The organism is Xanthomonas sp. NCPPB 2250 (assembly GCF_056725265.1).
Genome location: NZ_CM161520.1, coordinates 203128 through 223970 on the forward strand (window position 1 = coordinate 203128; position 20843 = coordinate 223970).

15 protein-coding genes are annotated in these 20843 nt (G+C 68.8%); 6 read left to right on the forward strand and 9 right to left on the reverse strand.

What is annotated here, in order from left to right; all coding sequences use genetic code 11:
• Positions 1-170: 170 nt before the first annotated feature.
• Entirely contained in the window at positions 171-2561 is a 2391-nt protein-coding gene (locus AC1PMG_RS00885; protein WP_481110313.1) for a TonB-dependent receptor, read from the reverse strand.
• A 455-nt stretch (positions 2562-3016) separates the two neighbouring features.
• Positions 3017-4300 (reverse strand): hypothetical protein, encoded by a 1284-nt coding sequence (locus tag AC1PMG_RS00890; RefSeq protein WP_481110314.1) that lies wholly within the window; start codon positions 4298-4300, stop codon positions 3017-3019.
• Between the two features lie 532 nt (positions 4301-4832).
• Here AC1PMG_RS00890 and AC1PMG_RS00895 point away from each other — a divergent pair.
• Both AC1PMG_RS00895 and AC1PMG_RS00900 read left to right on the forward strand, forming a co-directional pair.
• Positions 4833-5219, forward strand: a complete 387-nt coding sequence (locus tag AC1PMG_RS00895; RefSeq protein ID WP_017909741.1) for a BlaI/MecI/CopY family transcriptional regulator — start codon at positions 4833-4835, stop codon at positions 5217-5219.
• A gap of 3 nt (positions 5220-5222) precedes the next feature.
• Entirely contained in the window at positions 5223-7247 is a 2025-nt protein-coding gene (locus tag AC1PMG_RS00900; RefSeq protein ID WP_481110315.1) for a M56 family metallopeptidase, read from the forward strand.
• Between the two features lie 24 nt (positions 7248-7271).
• Here AC1PMG_RS00900 and AC1PMG_RS00905 read toward each other — a convergent pair whose 3' ends face one another.
• Positions 7272-8378: a ribonuclease H-like domain-containing protein gene (locus AC1PMG_RS00905; RefSeq protein WP_481110316.1), complete on the reverse strand. Its 1107-nt coding sequence runs from the start codon at positions 8376-8378 to the stop codon at positions 7272-7274.
• A complete protein-coding gene (locus tag AC1PMG_RS00910; protein ID WP_481110317.1) occupies positions 8375-10888 on the reverse strand; it encodes a DEAD/DEAH box helicase in 2514 nt (837 codons plus the stop codon). The genes AC1PMG_RS00905 and AC1PMG_RS00910 overlap by 4 nt, the downstream gene beginning before the upstream one ends.
• A 338-nt stretch (positions 10889-11226) precedes the next feature.
• Between AC1PMG_RS00910 and AC1PMG_RS00915 the strand changes: the two genes are divergently transcribed.
• From AC1PMG_RS00915 to AC1PMG_RS00925, 3 genes are all read left to right on the forward strand, one after another.
• Positions 11227-11700: a hypothetical protein gene (locus AC1PMG_RS00915; protein WP_481110318.1), complete on the forward strand. Its 474-nt coding sequence runs from the start codon at positions 11227-11229 to the stop codon at positions 11698-11700.
• A 163-nt stretch (positions 11701-11863) separates the two neighbouring features.
• Complete coding sequence (trhA, locus tag AC1PMG_RS00920; RefSeq protein WP_481110319.1) at positions 11864-12526, forward strand: PAQR family membrane homeostasis protein TrhA; 663 nt, start codon at positions 11864-11866, stop codon at positions 12524-12526.
• A 55-nt stretch (positions 12527-12581) separates the two neighbouring features.
• On the forward strand, positions 12582-13106 hold the full coding sequence (locus tag AC1PMG_RS00925) for a hypothetical protein (protein WP_481110320.1): 525 nt from the start codon (positions 12582-12584) through the stop codon (positions 13104-13106).
• 37 nt (positions 13107-13143) lie between these two features.
• Here the strand turns inward: AC1PMG_RS00925 and AC1PMG_RS00930 are convergent, their stop codons facing one another.
• The 5 genes from AC1PMG_RS00930 to AC1PMG_RS00950 all read right to left on the reverse strand — a co-directional run bounded on the left by AC1PMG_RS00930 (position 13144) and on the right by AC1PMG_RS00950 (position 19631).
• Positions 13144-14052, reverse strand: a complete 909-nt coding sequence (locus tag AC1PMG_RS00930) for a hypothetical protein (protein WP_481110321.1) — start codon at positions 14050-14052, stop codon at positions 13144-13146.
• Between the two features lie 68 nt (positions 14053-14120).
• Positions 14121-15815, reverse strand: coding sequence for a peptidoglycan-binding protein (locus tag AC1PMG_RS00935; protein WP_481110322.1), 1695 nt, complete (start codon positions 15813-15815; stop codon positions 14121-14123).
• 51 nt (positions 15816-15866) lie between these two features.
• Positions 15867-17036, reverse strand: a complete 1170-nt coding sequence (locus AC1PMG_RS00940; RefSeq protein ID WP_481110323.1) for an XAC2610-related protein — start codon at positions 17034-17036, stop codon at positions 15867-15869.
• A 116-nt stretch (positions 17037-17152) separates the two neighbouring features.
• Positions 17153-17710: a lysozyme inhibitor LprI family protein gene (locus AC1PMG_RS00945; protein WP_481110324.1), complete on the reverse strand. Its 558-nt coding sequence runs from the start codon at positions 17708-17710 to the stop codon at positions 17153-17155.
• A 97-nt stretch (positions 17711-17807) separates the two neighbouring features.
• Positions 17808-19631: a family 43 glycosylhydrolase gene (locus tag AC1PMG_RS00950; protein ID WP_481110325.1), complete on the reverse strand. Its 1824-nt coding sequence runs from the start codon at positions 19629-19631 to the stop codon at positions 17808-17810.
• 158 nt (positions 19632-19789) lie between these two features.
• Between AC1PMG_RS00950 and AC1PMG_RS00955 the strand changes: the two genes are divergently transcribed.
• Positions 19790-20698: a DUF4424 family protein gene (locus AC1PMG_RS00955; protein WP_481110326.1), complete on the forward strand. Its 909-nt coding sequence runs from the start codon at positions 19790-19792 to the stop codon at positions 20696-20698.
• The last annotated feature ends 145 nt before the right edge of the window (positions 20699-20843 follow it).

Below are 20843 nucleotides of genomic sequence, written 5' to 3' on the forward strand. Positions count from 1 at the left end.
CGCTGCGGTCGTGGGGCGCACGCCGCAGCGCGGCGGCGAGGGCCGACGGACGCGGCATGCGTCGGCGGACCGGTGCGGAAACTTCTAGTCGTGCCGCCGTGGCACCGCCGTGAACGCCGTGTCTGCCCCATGCATGCGCACCCGTCGGGGCGGGCGCGCATGCCGCCCGCTCAGAACGCCAGCGAGGTACTGAACAACAGTTGCCGCGGCGCGCTGCGCTGCAGCGTCTGGTAATCGCCGGCAAAGGCGGAGCCGGCGATGTTGGCGGTACCGATGTTGTGACGATCGAGCAGATTGCTCACGTCCAGACGCAGTTCCAGGCCCGGCAGCCGGCTGTCCGCGCCCAGCGTGTAGGCCGTGTACGCATTGACCTGCCAGAACGCCGGCACGCGCAGGTCGTTCTCGTAGGTGAAAGGCTGATGCAGGTATTCGGTGCTGGTGGCGCCGAGCCGCCACTGGCGCACATGCGCCGACAGGTCGCTGACCAGCGACAGTTGCGGATAGCCTGGCTGCGCCTTGCCCTGGATCGGATAGACGCTGCCGTCGACGACGACGTCGCGGTCGTAGACCGAGCGCGCCAGCGCCATGCCCTGGTAGAACTGCACATGCGGGGTCAGATCGACGGTCACGCCCAGGTCGGCGCCGAACGTGTGCATCCTCGGCATCACCTGCACGGTGTTGACCTGCGCGAACTGGGTGCCGACCGCGGCCGACAGCAGGCGGTTGCGGATGTCGCCGTAGAACACGTCGGCGGTCACGGTGGCGCGGTCGAAGCGATGGGTGCCGCCGACGGTGAGGTTCCAGTCCTGCTCCGGGCGCAGGCGGCGGGTGAGGCGGTCGAAGGTGGCCTGGTCGGGCACGGTCCAGGCCGAGGCGGTGTAGCCGATGTTGCCGCGCTGGGCGACGCGGAAGCCGTTCATGGCGCTACCCAGGTCGATGAAGCCATCGGTCTGCGTGGTCGGGCTCCAGAACAGCGACAGGTGCGGCAGGAACGCGCTTTTGGCGCGCAGCGTGCCGGCCGCCGGCCGGTCCGGCGCATCGCCGACACCGCCACCGCTGGTGCGAAAACCCACCGCCTTGGCGCCCACGCCCAACACCAGCGTGTCGCTCAGCGCGATGTCGTCGTGCAGGTAGGCCTGGCGCGCGCGGGTGGTCCACTGCGAAACGTTGTCGGTCTTGAACGCTGGGCCGTACACGTCCCACGGCCCGGTGGTGCGCAGCGGCCGGCCCTGCCCGAGCAGCGGCTCGGTGTACCAGGACGTCGCCGCGTCGGCGCTGCCGTGCTCCTGCCAGAGGCCGGCGCTGAGCGTGTGCCGGCCATTCACATAGGTCAGGCTGAGCAGGCCGCCGGTACGCCGCAGGTGCGGCGCCTGCACCTGCTCGGAAAACGGCGCGCCGTCGGGCGAAGGCGTGGTCGGATCGCTCAGCGTGGCGTGGGTGCGGCTGCGCGTGCTGTAGAGCTGCACATGGCCGCTGAGCGCGTCGGAGATGTGGAAGTCGTGCGCGAGCGAGGCGATGCGGTCGTCTGTGACCTGGCCGGTGTCGTAAGGCAGCAGCCCGGCCAGCGCGCCGCAGCGGTAGGCGCCGCAGGAGGCGGCGGCGTTCTGCGGCAGGGCGATGGCGTAGGCCCTGGCGTAGTCGGGATAGACACTGTCGGCGCGCCAGCCGAGTTTGCCGAGCATGTCGAAGGACAGGTTGTTGTAGCCCCACATCGCCGCATGGCTGGCGGACAGGAACACGGTGAACGTGCCCCAGGCCACGTCCTGCGTCGCCTTCAGGTCGCCGCGCAGGAAGCGCTGGGTGCCGCCGCCCTGGTATTTGTCCGCGCCCAGCCGCTGCAGGTCGACCTGCACTTTCGGGCCGTTGTCGCCGAGTTGCCCGCTCTGCGCCGAGACCGTGGTGACCCGGGTCGCGTCACTGCCTACGCCTTGCTTGATGCGCAGGCCGGGCGTCTCCTTCGGCTCGCCCAGGCGGTACTCCAGCGCGCCGCCGTTGGCGCTGCTGGAGAACACGCTCACCGGTGCCGCGCCGGGGCTGACGGTGATGGTGCCGATGGCGTCCGGCACGCCGACGTTGACCACGCTGGTGCCGGTCAGCGACAGGAAGCCGCTGTCGTTCAACGGCACGCCTTCGAAGGTGACGCCCATTTCGTTCATGCGGAAGCCGCGCACGAACAGGCTGGTGGCGGACACGTCCAGGCCCAGGCCATCGGTGGCGGTGTAGCTGGCGCCGGGCACGGTCTTCAGCCGCGCCAGACCGTTGCTGCCGGCGATGTCGGCGTCCATGTCGCCGGCATTGATGACGTAGCGGTTCGGGCCCACCACCTGGGTGGGCGCCACCGCGGCCGCATGCGGCGAGGCCACCACGTCCAGTGCGGACAACGTGGTTGGGGTGGTGTCGGCATTGCTGCTGGCAGCCTCGTCCGCGGCGTGCGCCGTGGAGGCGGCGAGGCAGACGACCAGCGCCACAGACAACAACGACGGCGTGTACGCGTGCCTGAGGCGATGCGGTGCAGAGATCGGCAGGGCGGCGGCGCGGAGACGGGAGGAGGTTGCGTGCATGGTCGGATCCGGCGTGGAGTGGGAGGCGGTGGCGCACGCGCGCACCCAGCGCAGGGCGGCGGCCTCGCGGCGGCGTCCGGCTGGTTGTGCGTTTGCGATGACAGGGCGCCGGCGGTGCGGCACGAACCCGGGGAGGCGGCGCGCGGCAGGTGCAGCGGCGCGTTTCCCGCGGTGAAGACAGCGGCGTGAAGCGATGCAGGGAATTCTTGCATCGCATGTGCGCTTGCACCATTGCGCGTTGGTACAGCCATGTGTGCCGCATGCACGTCCAGCGATACCCGCGTATAGGGCGGTGGTGCTGCAACGTTGCGGGGGGCGTGTTGGCGGGATGCCGCCAACGGCGCCCATCATCAGTATCGGAGCGGACTGCGGCCGGCAGCAACAGAAGTTCAGAAGCTGATTGAGAATTTCGCGGGGTTGGCGGCGAAGCGCATGTTGCTAGCGCCGTATCCGAGCTAGATAAGTAAATCCCTGAATTCCGAGCTGATGTTCATCATTCCCTTCTCTGGACCATAGCGCCTGACCTCTCGAATCTTCGGCACGATCTCATCCCAAACCTCCACGACCTTCCGGAAGTAGTGCTTGCCGGCATCGTCCTTGTTGATGATAGAGAACAGGACGCCCGGGTCGACGGGCTCGCCGCCACTATGGCGGCCTAGCCAGAAGATGGCCCCGAGGTGAGCCGCGTGTCCAATTAGCCCCACCAAAGCCTTTCTGTCTAGAGTATGGCCGACTATCGACCTGACCGGAGACCAGTCGAGGTCCTCGACAATGTGCGGAATCAGCAACTCCAACCTACGAATGGGATGCGGGTGACTCCCAACCGGCAATTGCTGGGTGTCCAGCGATTTGCCATTCAAGAAGCGGTAGAACAGGCAAGGAAGCATCGCGGCAAGAAGATAAGTGGTTCCCAAGAAGAACTCGAGATCACAGGTGTCTGCCGAGTCGCTGAACGCATGTCTGATGATTTCGTAGATGCAATAATTCATCGCTTCGAAATCTGCGGCTATCTCGGTGGCATGGGAAACCGCAGAGTCGCGGGCGCTCAGTGTCCTGCTGGAATTCCCGTTGTCCTCGCTGATGAGGGTGTTGCCGGCCGGTTCGTCCGAATACAGGTTTCGTATGTACCCATGTTCCTGCGCAAGATGGCCGAGCTCATGGAAGTAGACCCATGTGAGGCCCGCAATGAACATATTGGTTACCGCGGCCGCCCGATCGAATCCTTGGGGGATGCAGGGATGCTTTCCCAAAAGTTTCTCAAACGCTCCAATGATCGCTAGATCGAGTTCGTCTTTGAATGTGGCGAACTGGTAGAAGTCTTCGGCATCTCTATAGATGCAGACAGCCAAGTCATAGCTCAAGCATATTTTGTGGATCGGCGGCTGGCCCGGCGACGAATTGCTCTCTGCCCAGGCAGCAAATCCCGCTTGATGCGACCATGCGAACGTCAACGACGATGCCGGATCCTTATAGTGCTCATCGTTCATGTCGCGGGTAATGCCGGACAAGACGTCATGTGCAAGATTACAGATGTCCTCGGTCGAAGCGCGTTGTATGGTGTCGCTCCTGTCCATGGATCGCTCTCCAAGAAGGTGATTCGCCATTAAAGCATCTGGCACGATGATTTTCGTCAGTTGTCCGGTGTCACTGGTGATTTCACTCCCGATGACATCATCCCCCGTCATGAAGCCGGCCGGGCAATCCGGCATGGGCTGCGTCACCGTCGCCGAGTCGCTCATGGACATCTTTTGCTTGGATCGATGCGAAAGACATCGGATCCATTGCCCGCACCGCGTCAAGCGCAGGCTGTGGGAAATCGCCTGTAAGAAATGCGTGCTGTTGATACCATCAGCGGCGAGGTGCACCACTACGGAGGGCCAACGGTGGGAGCGCGCCGGGCATAACTGCTGACTGTCACACTGCAGGCAGAGGTTTCTTTCGCATCCGCTGACTCGCCTCGGCAATGTGGCGGCAACGCCACTACCGAACGGCTGCTCGGTCAGTACCTGCCGCGCATCTCGGATCTCGCTACGATCACCCATTCGTAGCGATGCCGCATTCGAGCTCCGCTCGTACATGCTTCGTAGCTGTAGCGACCTCAGCAGGCACGGCACGCTGTGACCCGGTTCAGAGGCTGACCGCGCCCACCCTCTACTTTCATAACCGACAGGACCACCGCTGGTCCGGTATCGGCCCATGACCTGCGACCTATTGACGACAATTGTCGTCACAGGTAGCTTTGCCGACACGTGTAGTCATCGGAGTGGGCGGATGCGCCGCAAATCGATCGGGGACCAGGAACTGGCCCTGCTGCAGTACATCGCCGAACACGGCGATGCCAGCGTCGGCGAGGTCGCCGCCGGGTTCGGCGAGGCGCGCGGGCTGGCGCGCTCGACGGTGCTGACCATGATGGAACGCCTGCGCGCCAAGGCCTATCTGCGTCGCCGTCAGGTGCAGGGCGTGTACCGCTATGCCGCCACCAGCGGCCAGGACGACGTGGTGCGCAGCGCGGTCGGCAGCTTCGTCGAGAAGACCCTGCAGGGCTCGGTGTCGCCGTTCGTGGCGTGGATGTCGCAGCGCGCCGAGGTCAGCGACACGGAACTGGCCGAACTGGAGGCCCTGGTGGCCAAACTGCAATCGCAACGGCGGGAGGACTGAGCCATGCACAGCCTGGTGGGGACGGACGTGTTCGAGAGCCTGCTGTCGCGGCTGCTGGCGACCAGCGTGCAGACGCTGGTGCTGGTCGCGCTGATCTGGGCGCTGTGCCGCTGGCTGCCGACCCTGCCGGCGGCGACGCGTTGCCGGCTGTGGTGGCTGGTCGCCGCGCAGAGCGTGCTGGGCCTGCTGTGGGCCGGTGCGGTGCAGCTGCCGGTGTTGCCGGCCGCGCCGGCGCCGGTGGCGGCAGCACCGGCGGCCGTCGCCACGGTGCCGGCGATGCCGGCAGGCGCTGCGACGCTGCACGTGTCCGCTGCGGTGCCCGCGCAGATCAACGTCAACGCCACCGCTGCCACCGCGGCGATCGCCGCACCCCCGGCCACGACATCCCTGGCGGCCTGGCCGTGGGCGCAGACGCTGGTGGCGCTGTGGCTGGCCGGCGTGCTGGTCTGCGCCGCGCACAGCGTCCTGGCCTACCGTCGCAGCCGCCAGCGTGCGCGCGAGGCGGCGCCGTGCACCGACACCGCCCTGCTCGGCGCGCTGCGCCTGGCGGCCGAGGCCCACGGCCTGCGCCAGCCGCCGCAGCTGCGGCTGTGCGCGCACACCGATTCGCCGCAACTGATCGGACCGTGGCAGCCGGTGCTGCTGCTGCCGGCGCGGCGCATGGACAGCCTGCGCGCCGACGATCTGGACATGGCGCTGACCCACGAACTGGTGCACCTGCAGCGCCGCGACCTGTGGTGGGGGCTGCTGCCGGCGGTGGCGCAGCACCTGTTCTTCTTCCATCCGCTGGTGCACCTGGCCAACCGTGAGTACGCCCTGTCCCGCGAGGCGGCCTGCGATGCGGCCGTGGTCGCCGGCCACCGCCATTGCCGTCACGACTACGCGCGGCTGCTGGTGCAGCTGGGTGTGGCACCGCGGCCCAGCGCCGGCCTGGCCAGCGCTTCGCCGACCTTCCTGAGCCTGAAACGGAGATTGCTGATGCTGCAGACCACGTCCGCTTTTCCGCGCCTGGGCGCGGCCCTGATCCTGACCGCGGTGACCGTGCTCGGCGTGGCGCCGCTGCGCCTGGTGGCCCAGCCCGGCCATGCGCTGCCTGCCGCCGGCAAGCCGGCTCCCGCCTCCCCGGCGCAGGCCGCGGCGCCACCGAGCGAATACACTGCCGATGACGCGGCCCGCGAAGCGGCGCTTGCGGCGGCGGAGGCGCAGGCTGCCATGGCGGCTGCAGATGCAGCGAAGCAGGCAGCCGACGCGAGCGCAGCGGCGCAGGAGCCTGAGATGGAAGCCGCGAACGCGGAGGCCGCGGAGGCGGCCGATGCGGTCGACATGGGGGACGCCGGTGCCGCCGCCCGTGCCGCCAACGTGCCCGCAGTACCGCCGCCGCCGCCCGTGCCGCCAATGGCGGTCCCGGCGGTCCCGGCGCCGCCGCCGGCCATCGGCTCGCGGATCAGCACGCGATCGATGCAGAAAACCCACAACGGCAAAATCGAACAGTCGTATGTCCGGGTCAAGGGCAACCATTCGACGATGAGCGGCAGCAGCGACGAGCTCGCCAGCATGAAGCGCGAGACCCAGGGCGATGGCCTGTGGTTCCGCCGCGGCGGCAAGCGCTATGTGGTGCACGATCCTGCGCTGCTGGCCCGTTTCGACGCGCTGTTCGAGCCGATCGGCAAGCTGGGCGCGCAGCAGGGTGAGCTCGGCAAGCTGCAGGGTGCCCTGGGCCGCGAACAGGGGGAGTTGGGCCGTGAACAGGGCGAGCTGGTCCGAGAGAGCATCGCGCTGGCGGCGGACCGCATGGACTCCAAAGGCATTGCCGCCAAGGCGCAAGCACGTGCCCAGACCGAACTGGCGCAGCGCCAGGACGCGCTGTCGGCGAAGATGCGCGCGCTCGGCGAACAGCAGGCCGCGCTGGGCCGTCAGCAGGGCGAACTGGGTGCGCGCCAGGGCGAACTGAGCGCGCAGATCGATCGCGAGGTCGACCGCCTGTTCGATGCCGCCATCGCCGCGGGCAGTGCGCAGCGGCTGGAGTGATGTCGCCGGCGGCGTACGCAGCGCCTACGCCGACGCCGCAGCTGCCAGCGCGCGCTCTTCGGCCTCGGCGGCGACCAGGCGCTGCAGCAGCAGCGCCAGCGTGACCACGTCCTGGTGGTTGTGCGCGGCGACGCGGCGCAGGTTGCGCGCGTTGCCGCCGCGCAGGTAGCCCAGCCACGCCGCCGGCGCTTCGGACCCCGGCAGGTCGTCCTCGCGCACCACGCGCAGCAACTGCCGCTCGATGGTGGCGAGCTTGCAGTTCTCCCAGGTGCCGCGGTAACGGCGGCGGGTGGGATGCAGCAGATCCACGTGGTCCAGCGCCGACAGCGGATCGGCGCAACGCGCCAGCCGATAGCGGGTCTTCAACAGCGGCGCGTCGTAGCAGCGGCCGTTGTAGCTGGACAGTACCGTGCCCGGCCGCAGCCAGGCGCGGAACGCCTCCAGCATCGCCTTCTCCGCGCCCATCGTGGCCATCAGCAACTGGCGGATGCGCAGGCCCGGGCCATCGGCCGGATGCACGCTCCAGTCGGCCGCGCCGATCATGAAGGCGCGGGTGCCGGTGCCGCCGGCCAGGCCGGTGGTTTCGGTGTCGAAGAACAGCAGGTCGGTCGGTTCCACCGCATCCTCGCGCCGGGCGAAGGCCAGCGACAGCGCGCTGGCGGGAATCGGCTGCGGCAGGAACGCCTCGATCAGGTGCAGGCCGGGCGCGATCTCCACCCCGGGCAGGTGCCGGTCCGGTGCGGCGGCCGGTTTGCGTGCGGACGCAGCCGCGGTGGGCGCGACGGCACGCTCGCGCAGGCCGAGCAGGCGCCGCAGGGCGGATACATCGGTGCCGCCACGGTCGAACGGGGCGATGGCGATGGGCGGGGCGACTGCGGTGTCGGTGCCGACATCGCGTGCTGGAGTGGGTGACATGCGTGCGGCCGGCGTTGGCGTTGCGGGCGATGCGTCGCCGCGCATCGCTGCCGGTGCCTGCCTTGTCGACTGCGGGAGCGCCGCCGCGGCAGCGCCTGCACGTGGTGCGGCAGACGCGTCGGCTGCGATGCGGCCGGAGGACGCCGGCGCGCGCTCGGCGCTGGCGTCGCCGGCCTGCCGGCGCAGCGCGCGCAGGCGTTCGAGGCTGAGGCTCATGCGCTCCACTCCGGCAGCGCGTCGACATCGGCATCGATGGCGATCGTGGTCGCGCCGTGCGCGCCCAGCGCCGTGTCGTCCTCGCCGTCGAGCAGCAAGCGCAGCACGCGCAGCGCCAGCGCCCGGGGCGTGGTCGCGCTGGCCTCCTGCGCGGCCAGCACCGGGCCGACGCAGGCCGGGCAGCCGGCCACGCAGTCGCAGCCCTGCACCAGTTCGCGCGCGCGCTGCACCAGTTCGGCCTGGCGCCGCCACAACGGCTCGCTCAGGCCGACACCGCCGGGGAAGTTGTCGTACAGGTACACGGTGGGCACGAACTGCTGCAGTTCGATGCTGGCCGGCTCGCCGCTGTCGCCGCCGCGCAACTGGCCGCGGCCCTTGGCATCGGCCGCCGCGAACCAGGCGCCGTCGCCGTCGCCCACCGCCTGCTGCAGGTCGCGCGCATCGGCCATCACCGCCACCGTGGCCACCACATGCAGCGCATAGGCCGCGCCCAGGAAACCATCCAGCGCGTCCTGCTTGCTGCCGAACGCCTTGAGCAGGGTCGCCTGCGGCAATTGCCACCATACCGCGGTGGTGTGCAGTTCCTGGTCGGGCAGGTTGACCGGGCCGTAGCCGATGTTCTCGTGGGTGTAGTAGCGGATCTTCTTGTAGCCGGCGACGCGCCGCACCACGTGCACCTCGCCGTGGTGCGCGTCGCCGCGCCCGGCCGCACCGCCGTCGAAGCGGTCCAGCACCTTGAGCTTGGTGAAGTCGATGCTGTCGGTGTAGTAGTCGACGTGGGTGCGGGTGACGTAGGCCTTGCGGCCTTCCCAGTCGAGCTTTTCCACCTGGTAGGGCGTGCTCTGCACCATGTGGATGGCGCCTTCGTACAGGGTCAGCGCGGCGGCGGAATAGTCCACCTCGGCGATGATCTGCTGCTTGCCGTCGGTCTTGTCCACCACCACGAAATTGCCGTCGGCCACCGAGCGCAGGCTCACCGCATTGGCCGGGTAGCTGTCGGCGATCCACTCCCAGCGGTCGCCTTCCTGGTGCACCACCTCGCTCTCGGCCAGCGCTTCCAGGAACACCGCCGGGTCCACCGGGCCGAACGCCTCGCCGGCGACGAAGGTCAGCTCGAACGCGGCGCAGCGGATGTGGTCGAACAGGATCAGCGGCTGGTCCGGGGCGATGCGCGCGTGTTCGGGCGAGGCGTCGGCGAAGAAGTCCGGGTGCCGCACCACGTACTGGTCCAGCGGCTGCGAACTGGCCACCAGCACGCCGAGCGCCGGCTGCTGGCGGCGCCCGGCGCGACCGAAACGCTGCCAAGTGGCGGCGACGCTGCCGGGATAGCCGTTGAGCACCACCACGTCCAGCGCGCCGATGTCCACGCCCAGTTCCAGCGCAGAGGTGGAGACGATGCCGTCGATGCTGCCGGCGCGCATCGCCCGCTCGGCCTCGCGACGCTCGCTGGGCAGGTAGCCGCCGCGGTAGGCGCGGATGCGCGGCGGCTTGCGCGGGTCGTGGTCGAAGATGTCCTTCAGATACTTGGTCAGCACCTCCACCATCAACCGGGTCTGCGCGAACACCAAGGTCTTGAGCCCGGACTTGATCGCGATGCGCGCGATGCGATTGCTCTGCGAGCGCGCTGAGGCACGCAGGCCCAGGTCGGCGTTGACGACCGGCGGATTCCACAGCAGCACATGCTTGTCGCCGCTGGGCGCGCCGGAGTCGGTGATCGCATGCACGCGCTGCTCGATCAGCGCCTCGGCATGCGCGCGCGGGTTGCCGATGGTCGCCGAGCACAGGATGAACTGCGGCGTGGCGCCATAGAACGCGCAGATGCGCTTGAGCCGGCGCAGCACGTTGGCGACGTGGCTGCCGAACACGCCGCGGTAGGTGTGGATCTCGTCGATCACCACGTAGCGCAGGTTCTCGAAGAACTGCGCCCACTTGGTGTGATGCGGCAGGATCGCCTGGTGCAGCATGTCCGGGTTGCTGACCACGATGTCGCCATGCAGGCGAATCGCCTGGCGCGCATCGCCGGGGGTGTCGCCGTCGAAGGTGAAGGCCTTCACCCCGAGGTCGCCGGCGCGGTTGAGGTCCAGCAGCTCGGCCACCTGGTCCTGCGCCAGCGCCTTGGTCGGGAACAGGTACAGCGCCTTGGCCTGCGCGGTCATCGCCGCGGCCACCACCGGCAGCGTGTAGCACAGCGATTTGCCCGAGGCGGTGGGGGTGACGATGGCCACGTGCTCGCCGCGCTGCGCCGCGTCCCAGGCCTCGGCCTGGTGGCTGTACAGCTGCGCGATGCCGCGTTCGCGCAATGCCGCGGCCAGCGCCGGCGGCACGTCGTCCGGAATCGGCGCGTAGCGGCCGGCCTGGCCGGGGATGGTGAAGCTGCCGGTGATGCGGTCGTGGTAGCGGCGCTCCAGCCGCGCGCTGAGCAGGGCGCCATCGCGCGAGGGCATCCCGTCGGTGGTGGACAGGGCGCGCTCGGCGTCCTCGGTGCGCGGGGCTAGGGCGTGGGCGGGCATCGGCACGGCTCTCAAAGCGGAACAGGGAAGCGAAATCGCGTCTCAGGGTATGAGACCGGGCGCGCAGAGGCGAGGCGGGCAGGCTGAGCGGATTCAGGCTGGGTGATTGCATGGGAAAGCATCGCTGTTCGCACTGCATGCGGCAGCCGGTCGGCGATGCGTGCCGGCCCTCCGCATCTATACCGACAGAGCGGCCGTCTGCGCCGATGCCACGTCCTAGGCAGCGCGTACTACGCAGATCAGGCTTGTGCCGATGGCCGTGTCCCGCGCGCGGCGCGAGGCTTTCGCTACCCGTCGTGCAATGACGGACCGTGTTCACACACTCAGGAGCGAATACCATGGTCACTGCCGAATTTCTGCAGGATAACGGCTTCAGCAACAAGGCGTCGGTCGACGCCAACGTCTACATCAAGGATGTCACCAAGGCCCTGCCGTCTTCCGGCGACCTGCATGCGCATCTGAAGGTCACATTTGCCGATGCGCAGCGGCTGGCGTTCGAGATCCACGGCACTATCCGCGTCGACGCAGACGCGCAGGCATTGGGCAAACGTAGTGGCGACGACAGCACCATCGGTCGCGCTCTGTGGGTGTACGCGGATGGCACGTTCCGCACGTCGGTCGAAGCCGAGTTCTGGCAGAAGCAGGGCAGTGTCACGCTGTCCCAGCTCAAGAGCTATGCGCGCAAGCTGAAGGATCAGGTGGTGCAATGGGAAAAGGAGCTGAAGAGCAAAGGCGGCGAGAGCGCGCCTTCGCTTGCAGGCAACAAGCACCCGCTCGACAAGCTCGATACGCTCTATCCGGTGGGCAGGTGATCGCCAGCGCCGGTATGGGATCGGCATCGGCGCCATTCCGCAGGCACGCATTAGGTCGCGGAACGGATGTCGGCGTGCGGCGGTGCGGGGATCCCCCGTCGCGCGCGTATCCTAGGCGTCCCCCAGCACCGCGGCGCCGTTCTTCGGGGCGCCGAAGACCGCTTTGTCCCAGCCGCGCTCTGTCGTCCCCCCGCACTACCGCACCGCCGCCGCGCGCCGCGCCGATCTGCTCGTGCATGCCGCCGGCCTGCTGCTGGCCGTGGTCGGCGGCGCGTTGCTGGTCTGGCGCGCCCATGCCAACGACGCGCTGATCGTGGCCACCAGCATCTACGCGCTGGGGCTGCTGACCATGTTCGCCTGCTCGGCGGCGTACAACTTCGCCCCGCCGCAGCGCCAGCCGGTGCTGCGCAAGCTCGACCACGCCGGCATCTTCGTGATGATCGCCGGCTCCTACACGCCGTTCTTCGTGCTGGCGCTGTCCGGCGCCTGGGTCTGGTCGATGACCCTGGCGGTGTGGGGCGTGGCGCTGTTCGGGGTGTTCGCCAAGCTGTTCCTGCCCGGCATCGCCAAGGGCTTCTGGGTGGCGATCTACCTGCTGCTGGGCTGGGCGGGCATGGCGGCGGTCAAGCCGATCGTGGCCGGGCTGGATACGCCGGTGCTGTGGCTGATCGCCGCCGGCGGGGCGATCTACACGGTGGGCGTGGCGTTCTACGTGCGCAAGTCGATGCTCTACAACCGCGCGATCTGGCATGCGCACGTGCTGGGCGGCGCGCTGGCGCACTGGTGCGCGATCTGGCTGTGCCTGCGCCCGCTGTCGGCGACGTGAACGGCGGCGCCGATACGCTAGAGATGGCCGTGCCGCGTCCGTAAGCTCGGGCGCCATGGACAGCATGGACACCGCGGATTCGATCGGCCGGCGCCTGCGCACGGTGCTGGCCGTCGCGTTGCTGGCGGCGTGCGCGCAGGCACAGGCGCAACAGACGGCGCCTGTCGAGCAGGCGCCTGCACCGCCGGCGCTCTCGGCTGCCGCGCCGCCCACATCCGATGCCGCCGCGCAGCCCGACATCCAGACCCTGGGCGAAGTGCGCGCGCTGCCGCCGGACGAGGGCGAGCCGCTGGACCTGTACCGCTTCAAGAACCCGGTGTCGCCGCCGCCCAACCGCTTCGACAAGGACTGGCGTCCGCCGCCCTCGGTGGAACAGGTCAGCCAGAGCGGCGGCTACATCGCGCTCGGCGTCTACTACCTGGCCGGCAAGGCGGCCAAGGGCCTGCACGCGCTGACCGGCGGCCCCGACCAGGTCCAGGCGGCCGTCGCGCGGCCGCCTCCACAGCTGAGCGAGGCCGAACTGCAACGCGCCATGAAGGTGTGCGCGGAACAGGGCGGGGGCTGCGCAGCCGGGCCGTGAGCGCGCCGCCGCACAAGCGCCGCCCGGTTCGGCGACCTCAGCCGCAGGCCCAGTCCAATCGCAGGCCCTGGATGTCCAGTTGCGCGATGCCGCCGCCGAAGTTGTAGCCGCCGAAGGCCTCGTCGAACTCGATGTAGTACGGGCTGAAGTCCGGGATGCCCTGTATCGGGCGCATGGTGCCGCCGAGGTGGTTGATGGCGTGGCCGGCGGCCCAGTCGTGTTCGCGGTAGTGCTCGCGGCTGACCACGCCGTCCTGCCAGTAGTAGAACGGCTGATAGCCGCCGGGATCGGGCGCGTTGCCGAACGTCTCGCGCGGCGGCACCCCGGCATTGGGATCGTGCTCGCGCCGGCGCAGCCGCAGCGGACGATGCAGGGCGAAACGGTCCGGCGCCTGCGGCAGCGGCGCGCTGCGCGCGTCCCACGCCTCGCAGACTGTCGCGCTTCCGACCTGCAGCCATTCCGGCGGCGGCGTCCGCTGCAGCAACGGGCTGTCCACCAGCGGTGGCGGCCGGCATGGCGCGCCGTCCACCTCTTCCTGGCGCAGCAGGATCAGCGCGTAGGCGCAGTCCAGCACGTCCTGCATGCGCTGCAGTCGCGGGTGGGCCTGCAGCGCGCGTTCGCGGAACGGCTGCAGTGCCGGGTCGGCCAGCGCCTGCGCGGGCGTGGCGATCGCGGCGTGCATCCCGTCCACTGTTCCGGCCGGGCCGCCGTCGTTATGGTCCGGCGCGGTGGCGAAGAACGACACCGCGACGATGTCCGGGCCGTGCACGCGGTAGTCCGGTGGCAGCCGCAGGGTGAAGCCGTGCTGCATCGGATAGCCGCTCCACGGATCCAGCGGCCATTGCGCCGCGGCGGTGCCCGGCGGCAGGCCGAAGCACCAGCCGTCGCTGTCGCGAACGGGCGCGCCGTCGTGCCAGTCGCCGGGTTCGATGTCGTAGGCGTGCATCGGAACGTTCTCCAACGTGTCGTGAGACTGCGGGGTCCAACGTCGCGACGCCATCGGCGGGTGACGTGTCAGCCCATGCCTTTGCCTTGTGCCTGACGCACCTGCGCGTCGCGCTGTTGCTCGCCGCCCAACTCGGCCTGCAAACTGGCTTGGCGTTGCTGCGATTGCGCCAGGGCACCGAAGGACACTTCCACTGGTGTCTTGATCGCCTGGTCGGTCGGCATGTGCGCGCGCAGGCTGGCGGGGTTGCGTGGATCGCCTTCGACGACGAAGACGTACTGCCCTGGTTCGGCTTGACGACCGCGTTCGCTGAGCAGCACATGATCGACCCGGGTGAGGCCGCTGCGGGTGGCGAGCTCGGTCAGGCTGGCCTTCATGCATGCGCTCGCCGTGTCGGACGCGCGGCCCAGTTGCCGGTCCAGCGCGTCGACGCCGTTTGAGCAATCCTGGTACAGCGAACTGTGCATGGCACCAGGCGCTGCCGACGTCGGTGCCTGGCCCTGTCGGCGATCTGGCGATGGTTCTTGCGCTGCAGGTGCGGGTTGGGCGGGTTGGCCTGGTGCCTGCTGGCGGGTCTGGTACTCGGCCCTGGTATACGGCGGCGGTTGCGGAGGCCAATTTTCAGGACGGTCGAATTCCGTGGTCGGCGCTAGATGCTGGCTCACCGCGAACGCATTCAACTGTCGCCGCGTCTCCGTATCGGCGCGTCCGGTCTCCTGTAGCCCATTGGCCTTCTGGAACGCACGGACGCCGGTTTCGATGTGCTCGTCGTAAAGGCGGTCGCCGCTCCAGTTCGGAGGCGCATTCTGGATGTAGCCCAGGCCCTGCAACTGCCGGCGCAGCTCATAGACGGGTTCACCCTTCTCGCCTCGGCGGAGTTCCCCGTCCTTCAATGGCCCGTACAGGTCCGTCATGGTCTGGCGCTTGAATTGCGGCTGCGCCTGCAAGGTATCGACGCGCAATTCAGCCAGCATGGCGGCATCGACGCGGCCGGTTGGCTCTGCCACGCCTTTGTTGCGTTCGTACTGCTTGACCGCATGTTCGGTCCCGGCGCCGAAATCACCATCGGGCGAGATGGCCTTGCCTTTGCCATCGGTCATCCCCAACGCGGCCAGATACTGCTGTGCTTCGAACACGGTTTGATTCGCGTCGCCCTTGCCGACGGATGCCGGCGCATTGGATGCAGCCGGCGCTTGCGCGGGCGCCACGCCTTCGCGTTGGACGCGCTCTACCAGCGCCGGTACCGAAGCTTCCCACGTGCGCGCATAGCCGGCGATGGTTTGCACGCTTGCCGCATCACGGGGATTGATGATGGCGCGTGCGCCGGCATAATCCTGCTTGTCGGCGTTGATATGGGCGGCCAGGTTCTGTCCCGGCACGAAGTCGCCATCGCGCATGCTGGCGACGAGAATCTTCGTCGCAATGGCGGGTTCTGCGGCCCGGCCTGGCGATTGCACGAGTTCGCGGCCTAGCCCGGCCTTCTCGCCGAGCTTTTCGTACAACTCGACATGGGTGAGGTGCGCATAGCCGCGGCCGTAATAGGCTTCGCCACCGTGATAGGACAGCGTCACGGCCTGCTTTCGCCCCCAGTCCTCTTCAGGTGCCTGGAAGTCTCTGGATTCGTGCTGTGCGGTTGCCAGCACATATGCGATCTGCCGGGTGTCGGTGACACCGTGATCCAGGCAGCTGCGGACGATCAGGTCGACCGATTGTTCGCGTGTCAGCCCGAATCCTGCGTTCTGCTTGCCGTATCCGTCGCTCATGGGAAGTCCTTGTCTCTCTGGGGCGTGCGAGGGCTGCGCCGTACTGGCTGGCTACTCGCAGAAATCGAGGGTTTTGCTGGAATGCCGCGTCGGTGTCGTTCCACGCAGTGCAAGCGTCACCAGGGTGCGTTTGCATTGTCCTTCTTCCGACCACAGGTGCAGGGTCGTGCCGCTGATGCCGGAGAGTGTGAGGCCGCGTGTCGCCTGCGCGAGCTTCTCGCTCTTCACAAAGCGCTTGGCCGTTGGATCGAATAGATAATAGGTATAGGCGGGCGCGCCGAAGCGGCCGGAAAAGTCGGTCCACAACAGCAGATCGTCGTAGCCGTCGCCATTGATGTCCGAGACGATCACGGTATAACGCAGGCCCTCGCTCTCTTCGCCCTGTTTGGCGAGGGGGCCGCGGTAGGCGGCGACATAGTCCTGTTGATCCGCTGACTTGTTCAAGAAGACCAGCGACGGGACGGGGATGGACTGTCGCCCCGCCGGATGCTGCACCGCGACCGTCGCGGGCGCGCAGCGCAGAAGTAGCCCGCCGGTGTCGCGACAATGCGCGTCTGCGACCTGCAGGCTTAGGTTTCCCAGGGCAAACACGACCTGTCCCGCCGCATCCGGCAGCCCAGTCGCAGTGAACACTTTCGCCACCGAGCTTGTATCGGGCGACGGCGTCATCGGCCTGGCGGCACTGATCGACGCGACGAACTGCGGATCGTTCAGTTGGTGCAGTCGGCTGATCGTCGTGGCCAGTCTGCATTGCTTGGCATCCAGGCGCATCGCCGGGCTTGCCTGCTCTGGCAGCTTGCAACGGCCCTGGTAGATCTGCGCGATCCACTGGCGCTGCGCGGCTTGTAGCGCCGCCCGCTCCTTTGCGGAAGGCAGGGCCGCCATTCGGGCGCGATAAACCCGGTTCAACTCACTGTCCTGATAGCCGAATTCCTCGTCGACACAGCGTTCCCGCGCGTCTTGCTGTGTCGCCTTGGAGAGGCACTGTGAGTATGTCGGACGCAGCGCGTCGCTCCGCATCGCCAGCAAGTCCGCACCCGATGGCAGGGGAGGCGCCGCCGCGACCGCCGTACTCAGCACGAAGGCGGGCAATGCGACAAGGCAGAGTGTGGCCAACCGGTTTGCGACGGCCCAGCGACGCGCCGATGGATCGCGCCCGCGCGGCAGCTGTGCCAGCGCGCTCCGCTTACGAAGATGGTCCCGCTGTTCCATGCCCGTCATATCGGCCTCCGTGCAATGCGTTGAAAAAGACCCTTGGCAGTGTCATGGCTGCCCGGACGATCGTCGGCGCAGCACGCTCTGCCGCGTATCGTCCGACAACTTACCTGTCGCTGCCCTCAACGCCCGCCGCGCGTATAGCCTTCCAGTTCGTCGGCGCGGGAGCTGATCCGGCGCAGGCTGGCTTCGGCGCTTTGCAGGCCCGCCTCCTGGCCGCGTGCGCCGAGCGCCCGGTCCAGGTTGGCGGCCTGTTCGTTGGACTGCTGCCAGGTGTACTGCGCGTCCATCAGGCGGGAACGGTCGGTACCGCTGATGCGGTAGCGCAGCTTGTCGTAGGCGCGGTCCAGGCGCTCCTGCTGCACGCGCTGCTCGCGCTGGATGCAGCGCCGGCTCTCGTCCAGGCCCTGCGCCTGCTTGCGGCAGTCGTGGTAGGTGGCGGACAGGCCATCGCTCGGGGCAGCGGCTTCGGCGCCGGCCGGCGGCATCTGCTGTAGTTGCTGCTGCATCTGCTGGATCTGTTGGGCCTGCTGCTGCAGCAGGCGCTGCTGTTGCTGCAGTTGCGCATCGCGCGGGTCGGTCTGCTGCGCGGCGGCATTGCCGCACACGCCGGCGACCATCGCGGCGATCAGCCAGGCGCGCAGCCGGCGCTGGCGCTGGGTTCCCTGGTGCTGGTGCATCGTCCTTCTCCTTCGATCGGCAGCCGATCCTGCCGCGCGCCGCATCGCCGGTGCGCGGTCGAGGTGGGGCCAAGCATACGGGAAGGCGGTGATGGCTTCATGGCACGGCGATGGGGGCGCTCAGCGGGGAGACACCGCGCTCGTCGAAGGCTTCGACGGCGAACACGTAGTCCTGGTCGCGGTTCAGCGCCCGGATCTCCAGGTCGGTGCCGCGGTCGGCGAACACCTGGTAGGTGAGGTTGAGGCGGTCGGCGCGCAGGCCCCAGCGCACGTTGTAGCCGACGGCGCCGGGCACCGCCTGCCAGTGCACGCGGGCATTGCGGCGGTCGGCATCGCGCTGTGCGACGACGCCGGTCGGTGCCGGCGGCGGGGCGCCGTCGGCGTTGCCGAACACGCGCAGGTCGCTGATCGCCAAGTGGGCGGCGCCGACGTGGCCGTGTACGTAGCGGATGTAGCGGGTGCGCACCGGTGCGGGCAATTGCAGGTAGGCGTTGGGTCGGTCGCGGCGGTCGGCGCCGTCGCCGACCTCGGCCAGCGGCAGCCAGTGGCGGCCGTCGCGCGAGTGCTGCAGCCGGAACGCGGTGTAGATGTCCGGCGCATCGCCGTAGCGGCCGGCGCGGTAGTCGGCGAAGTTGACCTGCACCGCGCGCACGCTGCGTTCCCCGCCCAGGTCGACGGTGAGGGTCTCGCCGGGCGCGTTGCGTGCGGCGACCCAGTAGCTGCGCGGATCCTCGTCGGTGGCGCGGTCGGCGGCGAAGCCGTCCAGGGTGGACGAGGCGGTGGCCGGTTTGCGGTAGGACAGCAGCATCCAGCCGGTGAACAGCGCCTCAGGGTCGGCCACCCGGCCGTTCGGCATCCAGTGCGGGAAATCGCCGAAGCGGGTGGACACGCGCATCTGCCCGTCGGCGGCGAACGCCGCCGGGAACAGCACGATGCGCCGTTCGAAGGTCCAGTTGGCGCCGATCCAGGCGGTGCCGCTGTTCCACCAGTTGCCGTGCGCGTCCTGGAAGGTGGAGCCGTGGCCGGCGCCCTGCATGAAGCCGCCGGGCTTGTACGCCACCGGGTTGTACGCCGCATAGACGAACGGGCCGAGCGGGTGCTCGCCGACGTAGACGCCGTTGGCGTAGGCGTTGTACTCGCTGCCCGGCGCGCCGTACTGCAGGTAGTAGCGGCCGCCAGTCTTGGTCATCCACGCGCCTTCCAGGAAGCTGCCGATCGGGCTGCCGTCGGGGAAGCGGGCACCGCGGTGGTCGGGGCCGAAGCGCTCCCAGCCGTGCTGCGCCGGGTCCAGCGCGAGCAAGGGCGTCGGCACGCCGCGGAAGGCGAACCCCTGCGCGTTGCGGTCCATGGCGATGCCATACAGCGGATAGCGGTCCGACGAGCCCCAGTACAGGTACCACTGGCCGTCGTCGTCGATGAACAGGTCCGGGTCCCAGGGGCCGGGCGGCACGTCGCTGAGCGGCCGGCCCTTCATCTCGGTGCCGATCGGCTGGGCGCGCGGCAGCGTGGGCAGCAGCCGGGTCAGGAAGTCGAGCTTGCCGCTGGCCGGGTCGCGGGTCTGCAGCAGCGGGCGCGGTTCGAAGGCCGACTGCATGATCACCAGGCGGTCGCCGTCGGCGACCACCGCCGGCGCGACGATGCTCTCGAACGGCCAGCGACTGGGCGTGACGAACTGCCAGTCGAGCAGGTTGCTGGAGCGCCAGTAGCCGTCGGCCAGGGTCTGGAACAGGTAGTAGGCGTCGCCGAAGCGCACGAACACCGGATCGGCGCCGGTGCGATAGGAAATGCCTTCGTTGAGTTGCTCGAAGTTGTAGCGGTAATCCAGATCGATCGGATTGGCGTAGCTGCGCTGGCCTGGCGCCTGCGCCGCGGCCAGCCCGGCGGACGCCAGCAGGGCCAGCGTTGCGAATGCTCTGAACATGGCGATGGCCTTCCCCCCGTGGCGGCGCCGGCTACCGTAGCAAACGCAATGGCAGGGCGCGATGCGGCAGGCCATGCCACCGCGGTTACCATGGCGCCCGTCCGTTCGCCGCTGCCGTGCTGCGGCCGCGGCGCCTTCCTTCGCCGACCGCCGACTCCATGACCGCCAACGTCTCGCCGCGCCGCCTGCTGCCCCTGCTGCTGTCGTCCTTGCTGTTCGCGGCCGCTGCCGCCTTCGCCAACGACAGCAGCATCGGCGACGCCAATGGCTCCATCGAGCTGATCCGCCAGCCGGACATCCGCATGAGCAAGGAAGACCTGTTCATCAGCGAGGAGCGGGTGCAGGTGGACTACGTGTTCACCAACACCAGCACGCGCGACCTGCTGGTGCCGATCGCCTTCCCGATGCCGCCGATGTACTTCGGCATGGCCGACCACAGCGCGCTCACCGACTTCAAGCTGTGGGTGGACGGCAAGCCGGTTCGCACCGAGCGCCGGCTGGTGGCGAAGCTGGACGGCAGCGACATCTCGCGCGCGTGGGCGGCCAGCGGCTGGACACCGGACGACCTGGCCGAGTACGTCGAGGGCGGCGCCGTCCCGGCCGGCCGCACGCCGTTGCCCGCGCGCTGGTTCGATGCCGACGGGCAGCCGCGCTTCACCCTCAGCGAGTACTTCGTCTGGCAGCAGCGCTTTCCCGCCGGCGGCACGGTGGCGATCCGCCACAGCTACGTGCCCAGCGTCGCCACCGGCGTACCGATGCCGGCCAATGACCTGATCGGCGAGTACGCCAAAAGCACCTGCCTGGACGCCGCCATCCAGCAGCGCCTGCGTCGCCGTGCCGGCGCCAATGGCCTGCAGTGGAGCAACCTGCGCTACGTGCTGCGTACCGGCGCCAACTGGAAGGGGCCGATCCAGGACTTCCACCTGACCCTGAAGAAGCGCGCGCCCGGCGACCTGCTCAGCCTGTGCTTCGACGGCGAGCTGCAGCGCACCGATGCGCTGACCTTCGAATTCCGCCAGCGCAACTTCGTGCCCGAGCGCGACCTGGACATCCTGTTCCTGCGCTGACGCGTAATCGGCGCCCGCAGCGGCCGGCCGTACCGAAGCCGACATCCGGCTGAACGCCGATGCGGCGCGGTCGGCAGTTTCGACCCGACGCGGTGGCGCGCGCGGCGGCGGATCGGGCAGCATGCGGCGGCGCGATCCCTCCCCC